Origin of the sequence: Methylobacterium sp. WL9 (assembly GCF_008040035.1) — a bacterium.
Lineage (GTDB): Bacteria > Pseudomonadota > Alphaproteobacteria > Rhizobiales > Beijerinckiaceae > Methylobacterium > Methylobacterium thuringiense.
Window position 1 is genome coordinate 1 of the sequence record NZ_VRVE01000012.1, and the last position, 15,247, is coordinate 15,247.

At 68.0% G+C, this 15,247-nt stretch carries 10 protein-coding genes and 1 tRNA gene; 2 read left to right on the forward strand and 9 right to left on the reverse strand.

What is annotated here, in order from left to right:
- Positions 1-952: 952 nt before the first annotated feature.
- From FV217_RS06715 to FV217_RS06755, 9 genes are all read right to left on the reverse strand, one after another.
- Positions 953-2,392 carry a carbohydrate porin gene (locus tag FV217_RS06715; protein ID WP_147816346.1) on the reverse strand — a complete coding sequence of 480 codons (1,440 nt, stop codon included), beginning with the start codon at positions 2,390-2,392 and terminating at the stop codon, positions 953-955.
- Between the two features lie 362 nt (positions 2,393-2,754).
- Positions 2,755-3,525, reverse strand: coding sequence for an ABC transporter ATP-binding protein (locus FV217_RS06720; protein WP_147816267.1), 771 nt, complete (start codon positions 3,523-3,525; stop codon positions 2,755-2,757).
- On the reverse strand, positions 3,522-4,874 hold the full coding sequence (locus tag FV217_RS06725; protein WP_147816269.1) for an ABC transporter substrate-binding protein: 1,353 nt from the start codon (positions 4,872-4,874) through the stop codon (positions 3,522-3,524). The genes FV217_RS06720 and FV217_RS06725 overlap by 4 nt, the downstream gene beginning before the upstream one ends.
- 40 nt (positions 4,875-4,914) lie before the next feature.
- Positions 4,915-5,952, reverse strand: a complete 1,038-nt coding sequence (locus FV217_RS06730; protein ID WP_147816271.1) for a branched-chain amino acid ABC transporter permease — start codon at positions 5,950-5,952, stop codon at positions 4,915-4,917.
- A gap of 5 nt (positions 5,953-5,957) precedes the next feature.
- Entirely contained in the window at positions 5,958-6,851 is an 894-nt protein-coding gene (locus FV217_RS06735) for a branched-chain amino acid ABC transporter permease (protein WP_147816273.1), read from the reverse strand.
- Positions 6,848-7,720, reverse strand: coding sequence for an ABC transporter ATP-binding protein (locus tag FV217_RS06740; protein ID WP_147816274.1), 873 nt, complete (start codon positions 7,718-7,720; stop codon positions 6,848-6,850). The genes FV217_RS06735 and FV217_RS06740 overlap by 4 nt, the downstream gene beginning before the upstream one ends.
- A gap of 607 nt (positions 7,721-8,327) precedes the next feature.
- A tRNA-Ser gene (locus FV217_RS06745) sits at positions 8,328-8,420 on the reverse strand.
- Between the two features lie 13 nt (positions 8,421-8,433).
- Entirely contained in the window at positions 8,434-9,252 is an 819-nt protein-coding gene (locus tag FV217_RS06750; RefSeq protein ID WP_147816276.1) for a glycosyltransferase family 2 protein, read from the reverse strand.
- Between the two features lie 180 nt (positions 9,253-9,432).
- Complete coding sequence (locus tag FV217_RS06755; RefSeq protein ID WP_238232616.1) at positions 9,433-10,977, reverse strand: AMP-binding protein; 1,545 nt, start codon at positions 10,975-10,977, stop codon at positions 9,433-9,435.
- A gap of 467 nt (positions 10,978-11,444) precedes the next feature.
- On the opposite strand from FV217_RS06755, the gene FV217_RS06760 reads away from it, so the two are divergent.
- Positions 11,445-12,188, forward strand: coding sequence for a Crp/Fnr family transcriptional regulator (locus FV217_RS06760; protein WP_147816348.1), 744 nt, complete (start codon positions 11,445-11,447; stop codon positions 12,186-12,188).
- A 19-nt stretch (positions 12,189-12,207) separates the two neighbouring features.
- On the forward strand, positions 12,208-15,147 hold the full coding sequence (locus FV217_RS06765) for a PAS domain-containing protein (RefSeq protein ID WP_147816278.1): 2,940 nt from the start codon (positions 12,208-12,210) through the stop codon (positions 15,145-15,147).
- Positions 15,148-15,247 lie beyond the last annotated feature (100 nt).

Consider the following 15,247-nt stretch of genomic DNA (forward strand, 5'->3'; position numbering starts at 1 on the left):
AAAGAACACAAAAGACCAAGCAAGCCGAAGCTCAAGATCTCTCGAAATAAACCCCAGATCAAAACCAGATCAACCAGCCAGACCCAAAGCGGAGGCGCTGATTAATGCGCCGCCAAAATCGTGTCAAGTAGGAAAATTCGAAGTCAGAATTCTCCGTCTCAACTAAAGATCCAGACCAATCCGGTTTCCCGAGATAGAGCCTAGATCCCTTCCAGTAGACCCTCGAAACCGAAGCCATGTTGGCTGCCAGTCTCGAAGCTAAGGAGCCGTCTAAAGATCCTCGAAGCCCCTGTCAACTCGAAAATTCAGCGGACCGAAGTTTTCAGAAGACCGGAAGATCGTAACGTCTCGGTTTCCCAGATAAAGCCACAATCCTTACTGGTAGATCTTCGAAACAAGAGCCTGTCGGCCGCCAATCTCGAAGTGGAGGCGCCGTTTAGAGCGCCTCGAAAACCCTGTCAACTCGAAAATCCGGCGAACCGCATTTTCGGAACCGACATCTCTGCCCCAAAAGATCGACGGATCGCCGCCCGGCGTAAGCCGGGGCAAGCTCTCCGATAATCTCTCGGAAGAAACGGACCGAAGATCCGCATCCAGAGCACGCACTCCACAACCAACAAAACAGAAAGCATCGCCCGGATCGCTCCAAGTTCTGCTTTCAGATCTGATCGAGAAGTCCGTCGGTGCAGCCAGCCTTACGAGGCGCCGCACCGGGAGGAGCCCTATAGAAAGCGTCGATCGGCCTGTCAATCGGAACGCTGCACCGCTTCGTCCGACCTCCGCCGGAGATCGCCCCTCGGCGCAGGACTGCGCGGGTGGCCATTCGGCAGCGGACGGCGACCGATGAATGCCCCCCATGCGTTCGCCGACGGCATCCCCCCGATCTCCGACCGAAGCGGCTCGGTGTCGGCCGCCGTGTTCGAGCGCGTTTCGAGCGGGATCGGGGCCGACTCTAACCCGGCGCGAGTCCGAGGATCGAGCCCAGCGGCACGATCAGCGTGGCGCCGACGTAAAAGCCGTCCTTCGAGCGGTTGGGCGTGTAGGGGTTCCAGAACGAATTGCCGTTCACGAGGTACTGAACCACCGGTTCGAAGAAGATGCCCTTGCCGAGCGCCAGATGCGCGTTCGCCTCGAAGACCAGCTTGTCGCGGGAATAGGCGCCGCCCGGACCGCCGGAGACGAGGTTGGCGTCGCCGAGGAACTGCGCGTAATCGGCCGCGATGCGCTGCCAGTTGACCTTGACGCCGTAGCGATCGAGGGGCCGGGACTGGTCAGGCGATTGCAGGGTGAGGCCGGCGAAGGCGTTCCAGCGGATCGGGATGGTCGGGTCCGGGGCGTAGGCCAGGCTGGTATAGGCCTGGATCGAGGTGGGGTTCAGGTTGGCCGCGTCGGCCCCGTCGTCGGCCCTCCAGACCACCTGGGAGGCGGTGAGGATCACGCCCGAGGTCCCCGAACGCTGCAGCACAGGATCCGCCGGATTGAGGGCCTTCGAGCGGCCGAAGACCGTCTTGAAGTTATCCTCGTGGTCGGCCGTGTTGTAGAAGCCTGTCAGCGCGACGCGGCCGGGATAGGCTTGGCTTGCGAAGGTGGTGGAGCGGCCGATCTCGGCGAGCACCAGGGCGCCGTTCAGCGGCTCGTGGCCGAAATCGTAGCCGGAGGAGAAGTTGGCGCGCCCCGTCACCGCGAAGGCGCCAGCCTGGATGTAGTCCTCGGGCGAGATCTTGTAGGCGGCGTTGGCCCCCCAGACGCCGTAGAGCGGCGAGGTCACGCCGGCATTGATCTGCAGGATGTCCTGGAAGCAGCTGACGCTCGATTGGCAGGGCGGCAGGGCATAGTAGCGGTTCGGATGGGTGCGCCCGACCTCGATGGCGAGCCGGTCGTCGAGCAGGCGCTGCTCGTAGGTCAGGATCGAGAGCCGGGCGAAGTCGCGGTTGAAGGTCGGCTGGTAGCCCACCGTGGTATCGCCCACGTCGCCGTCCATATTGCGGTTGTTCCAGCGCAGGCTGAAGAAGGTCTGCGCGAAGTGGAAGTAGCCGCCCTTGATGCCGGCGATGGTGTTCAGGTCGGCATCGAGGCTGAGCACGTTGTAGGTCGAGTTCGAGAGCTGCCCAGGCCGCAGGCCGGCGCTCGGGTTCGAGAAGAAGTACTCGTAGACGTTGACGTCGAAGCTCAGGCCCGCCGTCGCGAGAGACGCCGCGTAGGGGGCAAGCGGCCCGTGCCACTTCGCCGTGCCGTCCGGCGCGACGCCGATCGCCCCCGCATCGGTGCGCGGGCCGGCCTCTCCGGTGAAGGTCTCGACGGCGCTCGGCGCCTGAGCCTGGGCGGCGTCGATCGCCGGCGGCAGCGTGCAGGCGAGGCAGCTGCCCATCAGCGCGGCCAGCAGGCGGCGCATGCTCGTCCCTGTCGAAGCTTCGGTCGGGGTCGCGGGGTCGATCATGACGTCTGGTCTCGTCTCGGCTGGTCGTTCGGGCATGCGGCGGCGTTCGACCGGCGCGGGCGCATGGTCGTGGAATTTCGAGAACATCATCGGGCGCGCAGGTTGCGACACGCCAGGCAATCAAGTCTGGGGCGTGTACAATTCTGAGATCTAAACGCGATGTCCGCCTCTCTGCGTGAACAGATCAGCTCGGCCGTCTTGTATTTATTCGATCAAAGTCGAACCGCGTCAATGAATTGCAATCCTGTATTTGCCGCGGAATCCGGAAGATGCTTTCGCAAGGTCTACCGGCCGGAGAAGAGCGCCGTCCGGGGCGGTCACGCCGCCGTGAGGGCGGGCGCCGCCCCGAGGCCGAGATAGAACGCCCTGACGTCGTCCCGCGCGCGCAGCTCCGCCGCCGTCCCCTCCAGCACGCTGCGGCCGTTCTCCAGCACCACGGCGCGGTCGGCATGGCGTAGCGCCACGGTGACGTTCTGCTCGGCGAGCAACAGGGTCAGGCGCTCGTCGCGGTTGAGCCGGGCGAGGGTCGAAAAGATCTCGGCCACGATCTTCGGGGCGAGCCCCATCGAGGGCTCGTCGAGGACGAGCAGACGCGGGCGGCCCATCAGCGCGCGGCCGATGGCGACCATCTGTTGCTCGCCTCCCGAGATCAGCCCGGCCAGCGCCCGCCGCTTCTCGACGAGGCGCGGAAAGACCGAAAAGATCCGGTCCAGGTCGGCGCGGATCGCGGCACGGCCCGAGCCTCGCCCGAGGCCGCCGGTGACGAGGTTTTCCTCGACGCTCAGCGCGCGGAAACAGTGCCGCCCCTCCAGCACGCCGACGAGCCCAGCCCGCACCAGGGCGTCGGTGGGCGTGCGGGCGACATCGAGGCCGTCGTAGACGATGCGCCCGGCGGTGACCTGCCCACGCTCGGCGGGCAGGAGGTTCGAGACGGCTTTGAGCACCGTGGTCTTGCCGGCACCGTTGGAGCCGACGAGCGCCACGATCTCCCCCGCGCCGACCGTCAGGTCGACGCCCACGAGCGCGCGCACGGCACCGCCGTAGCGCGCCTCGAGCCCCTCGACGCGCAGAAGCGGTGTCGCGGTCACTGGCCGACGGCCGGAGCCTGGCTCGCAGCCTCCTCCTTGGCGCAGTCGCGCGGGGTGAGGCCGTGCTCCTTGGCGTAGGTCGCCGAGGACGCCTCGATGATCGGGCGCAGGGTCGCCCAGTCGGGCGCGATCCAGTCGGAGACGACGCTCCACTTCGCCCCGTCCCATTGCTGGAAAGTGACGCGGCCCTCGCCCTCGTGGTTGGCGCAGGTGACGTTGATCGAGTGGAACAGCCCCTTGGCGCCGAGCGCGGCGACGCGGGCCTCGTCGAGGCGCAGATGCTCGAAGCCCCAGCGCACCTCGTCGCCGGTGAGCGTGCGCTTGCCGAATTTCTCCTGCGCCGCCCGCACCGCCTCGACGTTGAGAATGCCGTTCACGATGCCGAGGTTGTGATAGACGCTGCCGATGCGTTTCCGGTCGGCGAGGTTACCGGTGCCGGCACCGTAGACGGTCTTCGTCACCTCCTGCAGCACCGGATACTCGGCGCCGGAGGCCTGGGTCGTGATCGCGACGTAGCCTTTGGCGGCCTCGCCCGCCGGAATCACGTCCTCCTCGGAATTCGACCAGACGTTGCCGACGATGCGGTTGGCCGGAAACCCCGTTTTTTGCGCGGTCTTCAGCGCCACCGGGTTCATCACGCCCCAGCCGCGCAGCACGACGTAGTCGGGCTTCAGGCGGCGGATGGTGAGCCACTGCGATTGCTGCTCGTTGCCGGGATGCGGCACCTCGATCTGCTCGACCTTGAAGCCGTACTTCTTGGCGAGCAGCTCGTAGATCGGGATCGTCTCCTTGCCGTAGGGCGAGCCGTGAAAAAGTACCGCGATGGTCTTGCCCTTGAGTTTTTCGAGGCCGCCTTCGCGGGAGGCCAAGTATTCGACGATCCCGGACGTCTCGCTGTAGGGGTTGAGCAGCAGCGGGAAGACGTAGGGAAAGACCCGGCCGTCGGTGGAATCGGTGCGGCCGTGGTTGATCGTGATCAGCGGGACCTTGTCCTTGGTGATCCGGTCGATCATCGCGTAGGCGATGCCCACCGAGAGCGGATTCCAGGCTGCGATCCCGGGCCGGGACTTCAGCCGCTCGTAGACCTCGACGCCGCGCTCGACCTCGTACTGGGTCTCGCCCTCGCTCCAGGTGAGCTTCACGCCGTTCACGCCGCCGTCGCGGGTGTTGATCAGGTTCAGGTAGTCGATGAAGCCGCCGAAGAAGCCGGTGCCGCCGGCCGCGTAGGGCCCGACGCGATAGCTCTGCAGCGGGAAGTGCTGCTCGTCGGCATTCGCCGCGCCAGTGAGGGCGAGGAGCGCCGTGCCTGCGACGAGCGCGGAGCGCAGGCGGATCTTGAGCGTGGGCATGGGGTGTCCTTCGGTTCGTCGTTCGGGAAATACGAAACGGTCAGTCGGCGCGGCGCAGGCAGCGCACGGCGCGGTCGAGGAGCGCGGCTAGGCCGGCGGGCTCGCGGATCAGGAAGGCGACGATCAGGGTGCCGAGCGCGATGCGCTGACACATCTCCAGCGTGCCGGAATCGAAGCCGTCGCCGAGGACAGCCGCGCCGAACCGCGACAGCAGCAGCGGCAGGACGACGATCAGCCCCGCGCCGAGGAAGGCGCCCCGCAGGGTACCGAGGCCGCCGATGATGACGATGAACAGGATCTGGAAGGAGCGATCGAGGTTGAACCCCGCCGGCTCCACCGTGCGCAGGTAGGCGAAGGCCCAGAGCACGCCTGCGACGCCGACCACGAAGGAGGACAGCGCGAAGGCCAGGAGCTTCGTGCGCGCCACCTTCACGCCGATGACGCGGGCGGCGGTCTCGTTGTCGCGCACGGCGACGAAGCTGCGGCCGGTGGGCGAGGTGACGAGGCGCCAGGCCAGGAACGTCAGCAGCGCGACCACGGTGAGCGAGAACAGGTAGCGTCCGCGGGCATCCTCGAAGGAGAGGCCGGCGATGACGAGGGGCGGCGCGGAGATCACGCCGGACGGGCTGTCGTTGGAGATCCAGGCGAAGCGGTTCAGCACCCAGCCGACGAAGAACTGCACCGCCAGCGTCGAGACCGCAAGGTAGAAGCCGCGCAGCCGCAGGGCCGGCAATCCGGCTGCCAGCCCGGCAGTGGCCGCGACGAGGCCGGCCAGCACGATCGTCACCGGCAGCGGCAGGAAGGGCAGCCGCAGCGACAGGTTGAAGGCGGCGTAAGCCCCCAGAGCCATGAAGGCGGAGGATCCGAGGGAGAGTTGGCCGGCATAGCCGGTGAGCAGGTTGAGCCCGAGGGCCGCGAGCGACAGCGCCAGGAACGGCGTGAGGATCGCCTCGTAGAGGTAGCTGGTGCCGACGAGGGGCACGATGCCGTAGGCGAGGACGAGCAGGAGCGCGATGCCGACGGCGTTCGCGGAAGGCCGCAAAACGGTTTTGGCGAGGGGGGCGGAGGTCGCGGCCATGGCGCTCAGACCCGCTCGACGCTGCGCACGCCGAACAGCCCGGACGGCCTCACGAGCAGAAAGCCCAGCGCCGCGACATAGGCGATCCAGCCCTCGATACCGCCGCCGATGAACGGCCCGAGATAGACCTCGGATAGCTTTTCGACCGCGCCGACGATCAGCCCGGCGACGATGGCGCCGAGGATCGAATCGAAGCCGCCGAGCACGAGCACCGGCAGCGCCTTCAGCACCACCAAAGACAGCGAGAACTGCACACCGAGGCGCGCGCCCCAGAGCAGCCCGGCGACCAGGGCGACGATGCCCGAGGCGATCCAGACCGCGGCCCAGATCCGGGGCAGGCGTAGGCCCGTGTTGAGCGCGGCCAGCGGATCGTCGGCCACCGCGCGGAAGGCGAGGCCGGTGCGGGTGTAGCGGAAGAACAGACTGAGCACCGCCACCATCAGGCCGGCGACGGCCGCCGCGAACAGGTCGAAACGGCTGACGAACACCCCGGCGATGTCGATCGGCGTGTCGTCGATGCCGAGATCGAGCCCGTGCACCTGCGTGCCCCAGGCGAGTTGGGCCGCGCCCTCGATGACGTAGGCGACACCCAGCGTCGCCATGAACAGGGTGATCGGCGGCTGGTTGACCAGCGGGCGCAGCACCGCCCGCTCGATGGTGAGCCCGAGCAGCACCATCACGCCGAGGGTCGCCACGAAGGCGCCGGCGAAGGGCACGCCCCGTTCGGTCAGGCTGACGAAGGTCAGCGCTGCGAAGAGCAGCATCGCCCCTTGGGCGAAGTTGAGAACGCCGGAGGTCTTGTAGATCAGCACGAAGCCGATCGCGACGAGGGCGTACATCACCCCCGAGAGCAGGCCGCCGACGAGCACCTCGACGAGAAAGGCGAGATCCGGGCTCACGCGGCCTCCTCATCGAAGGCGAGGCCGAGATAGGCGGCGATGACGGCCGGGTCGGCCTGGATTTCGGCCGGCGTGCCGGAGGCGATGCGGCGGCCGTGGTCGAGCACGGTGATGCGGTCCGACAGGCTCATCACCACGCCGATATCGTGCTCGATCAGCACGATGGTGGCGCCGGAGGCCCGCGCCGCACGGATGGTGCCGCTCATCCGCTGCTTCTCGGTGGCCGTCATCCCGGCCATGGGCTCGTCGAGCAGGAGGAGCCGCGGGCTCGCCACCAGGGCGCGGGCGAGCTCGACCCGCTTCTGCACGCCGTAGGGCAGCGTGCCGGCGAGGCGGTCGCGAACATCCGAGAGATCGAGGAAGCCGATCACCGCCTCCGCCCGCTCCCGTTGCGCACGCGCCTCGCGCCGCGCCGTCGGCAGGCCGAGGATCTGCGCCGCCAGCCCGGCAGATTGGCTGTCGACCAGTCCGGCCGTCACCGTGTCGAGGACGGTCAGCCCCTTGAACAAGGCGAGGTTCTGGAAAGTGCGCGCCACGCCGAGCCGGGCCAGCCGTTTCGTGGGCACACGGGTGAAGCGGTCGTCACCGATCCGGATCGCCCCGGAATCCAGGGTGTAGAGGCCGCTGATCGCATTGATGAGCGAAGACTTGCCCGCCCCGTTCGGCCCGATGACGGCGTGGATCTCACCTACGCCCACCGACAGGTCCACGCGGTCGAGGGCGACCGTGCCGCCGAAGCTGAGCGACAGAGCCTCGACGGCAAGCAACGGAGCCCCTCGCCCGGCGATCCGGGCCTGCGCCTGTCGAGGCGATGCCACGCGAGCGGAGCGAGACCGATCCGACGGGGACGGCCGAACGGCGATATTCATGATCGGAGCGGCACTTCTCAGGCCAAGTCTTCACGATCACGCCGCAGCAGGACGACACGGCAGCTCAAGACTTGGATTCTACTCGGACAAGACGCACAACAAGAACGCGCCAACATCGATAGATTTATAACTGTAAGAACTCGCGTGTCAAAAGAACGCCAAACTATATTTCCAGCAACCGAGCAATTTTCGTTTCCTGGCACGGATGATCGGCAGCGTCATTCTGCCAAGCTTGCATCGGCGCCGAGCGAGGGCGCTTTCCGGAGCCGCGTCGCCCGCAAGCCCGTAAGGCCGGCGCTTGCGGGCCCAGATGCTCGGCAGACCCTCTGGGTCGAGGCCGCATGAACGAAGATCTCTCGAAGGCGACAGGGCTTCGTTCTCGTCGATGCCGACAGGCGGCGCGACGTGCTCGGCAACCTCTCCGGCCCGCCGGCAGCGACAACAGGGATCGGGAGTCGCCGGCATTTGCCGCTGTTCAGGCCGCACGTCTTGGGCAGCCTCGATCAGGAGACCGAACGCATCGCCGAGCGCACGCCGCCCGATACGACAGCAGGACGCAATATCCCGCGGCGGCCCGCGTAACTTCTTGATTTTTCTGGAAAATTGATGGCGGAGACGGAGGGATTCGAACCCTCGATACCCTTATTAGGGGTATGCTCATTTAGCAAACGAGTGCCTTCAGCCTCTCGGCCACGTCTCCGTTGATACCGGCTCTAGAAGCTCGCATTGGGCGGGTCAACCCGCTTCGCGGAGGTCGGAGCGCTGCGGGCGGTCACGCGGCGCTCGTAGTGCTTGGCGACGCGCAGGTGCCGGGAGATCGCGTAGTTCATCGCGGTCAGGAAACCGTAGACGCCGCGGACGCAATGGCGCCGGCCGAAATACGCCTTGAGGAAGTTGCCCGGCAGCTCGACGAAGACCCGCCAGGCCGGGATTTCGATGCCGCGCGCGGCGAGGTCGTCCGCCTGCTGGTCGGAATAGCGGTTGAGCTTGTCGAGCTGGTCGCCGAGGGAGCGCACCGAGAAATGGTGGATCACCCCCGCGAGCCGGCCTTCGGAGGCGCCGGGCTGCATCTCGACGCGGTCGTGCACCGTGGACGGCGAGTAGCGGCCGCGATCCTTGCGGTAGAGCCGGACGGGGGTCAGCGTGTAGGCCCACGGATGCGGCCGGGACTCGCCCGGAAAGATCTCGGCGATGCCGATCCTCCAGGCCGGATGAACGGGTTCGCCGCCGGCAAACAGGGCGCGGATCCTCTCGGCGAGATCCGGCGGCACGACCTCGTCGGCGTCGAGGTTCAACAGCCAGACGTGGCGGCTCTGTTCTTCGGCGAAGCGCTTCTGGGGGCCGTAACCCGGCCAGGCATTGTGGATCACCCGGGCGCCGAGGGATGCGGCGAGTTCCTGCGTGCCGTCGGTGGAGCCGGAATCGACCACGACGAGGTCGTCGGTCAGGTCCCGCACCGCACGGATCGTCGCGCCGATGCGGTCGGCCTCGTTCCGGGCGATGATGAAGACGGAGAGCGGGAGCGCGGACATTCTTCTTCAAGCTGCTGCGCCGCCTGCTCTATCCGCCGGGCGTCCCGCGAACAAGCTGGTGGCCTCCGCCCTGCCGGCAGCCGTGACAGGGGAGTCTTTCAGCGATCGCCCCGGCACGCGCGCATGCGCTTCGCCGCTCGTGCAGCGCACGGCCTTCGGAGCGTCGGCTTCGGAGGCCGGTCACGATTGGGTCTCGGCGAGGCGCTTGCGCTGAACCTTGCCGTTGGCGGTGCGCGGCAGCGCGTCGAGGAAGCGGATTTCGCGCGGGGTCTTGTAGGCGGCGAGCCGCTCGCCGCACCATGCGATCAGCGCGGGGGCGTCCGGTACGGCGCCGGGCCGCGGCACGACGAAGGCCGCGATCACCCTGACGTCGGCGCGCACCGCAAGCTCGGTGACGCCGACCTCGGCGATGTCGGGATGCTCGGCCAGCACCGCCTCGACCTCGTTCGGCGAGACCCGGTAGCCCATGGCGTTCATCAGGTCGTCGTTGCGGCCGTGAAACCAGAGGTAGCCGTCGGCATCGAGGCTGGCGAGATCACCGCCGGTGAACCAGTCGCCGCGTAGAACCGTGGCCTCCTCGTCGGGGCGGTTCCAGTAGCCGAGCATCAGGCCGGGCTCGGAGCGGTGGATGGCGAGCAGGCCTGTCTCGCCCTGCGGCAGCGGCTCGGGATCGCCCTCGGCGGGCAGGATCGCGACGCGGCGGCCGGGCTGCGGCCGGCCCGGCGAGCCGGGGCGCACGGGAATCGTCGGGCCGCTCGACACGTAGGTCGAGATCTCGCTCATCCCGAGCGCCTCGTAGAGCGGTGTCCGGGTGGTTGCCGTCCAGGCTTCGAGCAGGTCCGGCGGCAGGGCCTCCCCGGCGGTGACGCCGTGGCGCAACCGCGAAAGATCATGCTGCGACAGGTCGGCGTATTTGAGGATCTGGCGGTAGACGCTCGGCACGGCGGCGAAGATCGTGGCGCCGTGGGCCGCGATCAGGCCGGGCCAGATCCCCCGCTCGCGCGGACCGTTGTAGATCACGGCGGTCGCACCGCAGGCCCAGGGGTCGGTGATGCCGACGCCGAGCGTGTAGGTCCAGTTCATGGCGCCGGCATGCAGCATCACGTCGCCCTCGTTCAAGCCGAGCCAGTGCGCGTGCATCGGCCGGCGGCCCCAGATCGCGCGATGCGCGTGCAGCACGCCCTTCGGCGAGCCGGAGGTGCCGGAGGTGTAGACCAGCGTCGCGGGATCGTCGGCGGCGGTGTCGGCATACTCGGCCACCGGCTCTCCGGACTTCATCTCGGCGATTTTTTCGGAGTCGAGAACGATGCGGTCGCCGAGGCGGTCACGGTCGAGAGCGGCGTCGCGGCCGGCCACGACGACGGAGGCGCCGGAATCCTCCATCAGGAAGGCCGCCTCCGCGGGCGTCAGCTGGGATGAGGACGGCAGCGCCACGAGCCCGGCGGCGAGCGCCCCGAAATAGACCAGGACGTAATCGGCCTCGTTCCCCATGCGGATCATGACCCGTGCGCCGGGCTCCAGGCCGAGACGAGCGAAGCCGGCGGCGATGCCGCGGATTGCACGGTCGGCCTCGGCGTAGGTGATCCGGGTGACGTCGTCGCCGGCACCAACCATCACCAGCGCGGTCTTGCCGGGCCGGAGCCGGGCGTTGTCCGCAAGGCAGTGGCGGCCGGCATTGAAGCGCCGTGGCGGCGTGCGGTCGTCGGCGGCGGACACGGGGGGCATGGCTCCGTTGGCTCGGGCGGATCGCTGCTGGTGTCAGACGCGTCGCGGCGAGCGTCAAGCCGTCGGCGGCGAGGCTCGGCGTCACGATCGCCGGGCGCGTCTTCGCCGCCGGGGTAGCGCTTGCCTTGCCCGTTGCGCTTGCGGTGATTGCGGCATCGCCCGAGGACGCGTTCGCGCGGATCGAGGCATCGCTCGGCGGCCGTGGAGAGCGCCGGAGCAGCGCAACACGGCTATCCTCGATACGGCTCGGACGATCGCTGGCGCGCTAACAGGATCGCGGACCCCGATTCGCTGAGCCCATCGCCATGCGTCGGGCTCGACCGGGACCGCAACCGTCTCATCGAACAATCTCGAGATCAATGAGACGGTGCAACCTTCGATTTACAGCGTGGTTCTTATCACGGGTTAAATCGCGCGCCGCTGGGCAACGCTATGAGGCGCACCGAGATGAACGGACGGCCGTCAGCATGGACAACCCCCTAGTCCGAAAGCTTCAGCGCTTTGCACGGCTGTCGTCCGAAGACAGGCAGGCTCTCAACGAAGCCGCGCGACTGAACGTCCGCAGGATCGGGTCTCGCGAAGACATCATCCGAGAAGGCGAGAGTCCGGATCAAGTGAACCTGATCCTGTCGGGCTGGGCCTGCCGCTACAAGCAGCTCGAGGATGGCCGCCGGCAGATCATCGCGTTCTTTCTCCCCGGCGACCTTTGCGACACCCATGTCTTCGTCATGCGGGAGATGGATCACTCGATCGGTACGCTCAGCGCCGTGACTGTCGCCGAAATCAATCGGGACGCACTCACGGCGATCACCGAACTGCATCCGCGCATCACACAGGCGCTGTGGTGGGAAATGCTGGTGGCCACCGCCGTCCAGCGGGAATGGACCGTCAATATCGGCCAGCGCACGGCGACGGAGCGGCTCGGCCACCTTTTCTGCGAACTGTTCCTCCGCATGCGGGCCGTCGACCTCACGGACGGTAACTCCTGCGAATTGCCGGTGACGCAGGTCGATCTCGCCGACGCCCTCGGGCTGTCGAACGTCCACGTGAACCGGGTGCTGCAGGAGTTGCGAGCGAACGGCCTCCTCACCCTGCGCGGACGCCAGCTGACGATTCCCGATCTCGCGGCACTTAAGGCTGCATCGCTGTTTAATCCGAATTATCTTCATCTCGATCACGTCGGCCGGCATCTGGACGCCAACGAGGATTAACCGCCGGGTCTGGACGTCGATGTCGAAGTTGGTTCAGGGGGCGCTGAAGGGAATCGTGCTCACCGCTCACCGCGACGACGACAGGCCGGCTTCATGGCCGTTCTGCACCGGAGCGATGGCCGACGGCATTCGCGACCACGACTGGTCCGCGACGCCGCTCGGTACGATCGCCCAGTGGCCTGCGGCCCTGACCTTCGCAGCTGCGGACATCCTCGAATCCCGCTTCGCGAGTCTCGTCGCCTGGGGACCGGAGCGCATCGGTCTCTACAACGATGCCTTCATCCCAATCATCGGCGACCGTCCGAACCCGCTCGGGCTGCCCTTCGATACCGCTTGGGCGGATATCTGGAGTTCCATCGGCGACGTCTACGAAAGCGCCTTCGCGGGGACGTCGAGCTACTTCGAGGACCTGCCGCTCCACGTGCCGCGGCCGGGCCTGCCGGACCTGTCCTGGTGGACCTTTTCCTACGCGCCGATCCGCGACGAGACCGGCCGGATCGGCGGCGTCCGGGCGACCATCCTGGAGACGACGGCGCGGGTGCAGCTCGAACGCCGGCGGGCACTCCTGATCCGGCTCGGCGATGCCCTGCGCGGACTGAACGATGTCGTCGAGATCGCAGCCGCCACCTGCGCGGAACTCGGCCGCCACCTCGGCGCCGACCGGGTCGGCTATGCCGAGATCGACGCGGATGCCGGTATCGCACGGGTCGGCCGCGGCTGGACGTCGGACGAAGTCCCGGGTCGAGCCGGCAGCTATGCGCTCGACGCGTTCGGACCTGCCCTGATCCGCCACCTTTCGTCGGGGAAGACCGGCAGCGTCGCCGACGTCGCCAGGGATCCACTGACCGCCGGCAGCACCATCTATACTCGCCTGGAGATCGGTGCGTTCCTCGTCGTGCCGCTGGTCCGCAACGGACGTTGGGTCACCGCCTTGAGCGTCGCGACGGCGGGGCCGCACGCCTGGGCGCCGGACGAAGCGGCGATCGTCGCCGCCGTCGCCGAGAGAACCTGGGAGGCGCTGGAACGGGCGCGGGTGGAAGCGTCGCTGCGCGAGAGCGGCCGGCGCCTCGACGCCGCGCTGGCGGCCGCACGCATGGTCGCCTGGGACTGGGATCCCGCCGCCGACAAGATCACCCTTTCGGGCACCATCGAGGACCTGTTCGGCTTGGAGCGGGGCGACGAAGTCGGCAGCAGCCTCGACGGCTTCGGCCACATCCATCCGGACGACCGGGACCGCCACCGTGCGACGGTCTCGGCAGCCGGAGCGCGCCGCGAGAGCTACGAGAGCGAATTTCGCATCGTCCGTCCGTGCGACGGCAAGACGGCATGGCTCGAGGAACGCGCCCAGCCGCGAACCGATCCGGTGACCGGCGAGACTCGGCTGACCGGGCTCGTCTGGGACGTCACGGAACGCAAGAGCGCCGAGATCGCCAGCGAAACGGCGCGGCGGGAGGTCGCCGACGAACTCGCAGTGCTGACGCGGCTGCACGACTGGGCCGTGCGCGTCGCGCAGCCATCGGAATGGCAATCCCTCCTCGACGAGATGCTGGCCGCCACGGTGCACCTGCTGCATGCGGATTTCGGGACGATCCGGATCTACGATCCGGGCGAGGAGACCCTGACCATCACCGCGCAGACCGGCTGCGCCGCGGACTATCTCGACCGGTTCGGCGTGGCGTCGGCCCGTGACCGGAGCTCGATCTGGCATCGGCCGATGACGCTCGGCATACGGGTGATCTACGACGAGATGGACAGCGACCCCGCGCAGCGTGACCTGCGCGCGGCGGCGTCCGAGTTCCGCTTCCGGGCGGTCCAGGTCACGCCGCTGTTCGATCGGAACGGCGCGCCCATCGGCGCCCTGTCGACCGGCTTCTTCAGGCTGCACCGGCCGACGGACCGGGAATGGCGTCTCGTCGATCTCTACGGGGCCCAGATCGCCGACGCGCTCGGCGCGAAGCTGGCGCGCGATGCCGTCGCTGCCAGCGAGCAGCGGCAGCGACGGCTGATCGAGAACGTGCCGCAACTCGTCTGGCGCTCGGCCTGGGACGGCCACGCCACGTGGCACAGCCCGCAATGGTTCGCCTATACCGGCCACAGCCGCGAGGACAGCCTCGACCGCGGCTGGCTCAACGCCATGCATCCCGACGACCGCCCGGCGATCTTGAAGGCGTGGGCGCAGGCCAGGAAGCGCGGCGCCTACGAAGTCGAATGCCGGATCTGGAACGCGCAGGAGGGGCGTTACCGCTGGTTCCAGGAGAGGGCCGTCCCGGAGCAGCTCGGGGACACCGCCGACGTCGAGTGGATCGGCACCTCGACCGACATCGATGCGCTACGCACGCTCCACGAGCACCAGCGCACCCTGCTCACCGAGCTGCAGCACCGGGTGCGCCATACCCTGTCGCAGCTGCGCGCCATCGTCCGCCGAACCGCCGAGACCCGGGACGACTTCGACGGATACGTGCTCAGGCTCGACAGCCGGCTCGGCGCCCTCGCCCGAGCCCAGGGTCCGGCGCTCCGCGATCCCAACGCCGGCGTCGAGCTGTCCGAACTCGTCGCCAACGAGCTCACCGCCCACCATGCACGGGAGGGCGACCGGGCATCGGTCTCCGGTCCGCCGCTGCGCCTGCGTCCGGGCGCCGCCGACATCCTGGCGCTGGCGCTGCACGAACTCGCGATCAACGCCGTCGAGCACGGCGCGCTCTCCCGCCAGCGCGGGCGGATCCGGGTATCCTGGCAGATCGAGGACGGCACCGTCGATCCGTGCCTGCACTTCGCCTGGACGGAAACCGGCTGCGCCCTGCCGGAGGATCGAGGACCGGTGCGCGAGGGTTTCGGCTTCTCCTTCCTGAAGCGCACGCTCGCGGACGAGTTCAAGGCAACCACCGTCATCGCCCTCGCGCCGCGCGGCCTCGCCTGCACCATCGTCTTGCCGCTCACCGGGCGGGTCGTGCTGCCCTGACGCCAGCGCAGGGCTCGCAAGCCTCGACGGCCGGCGGGAGCGCCACAGGTTCAGCGCATCCGGCGGCCGCGCTCCGACCATGATGGCCGCTCCCAACCGG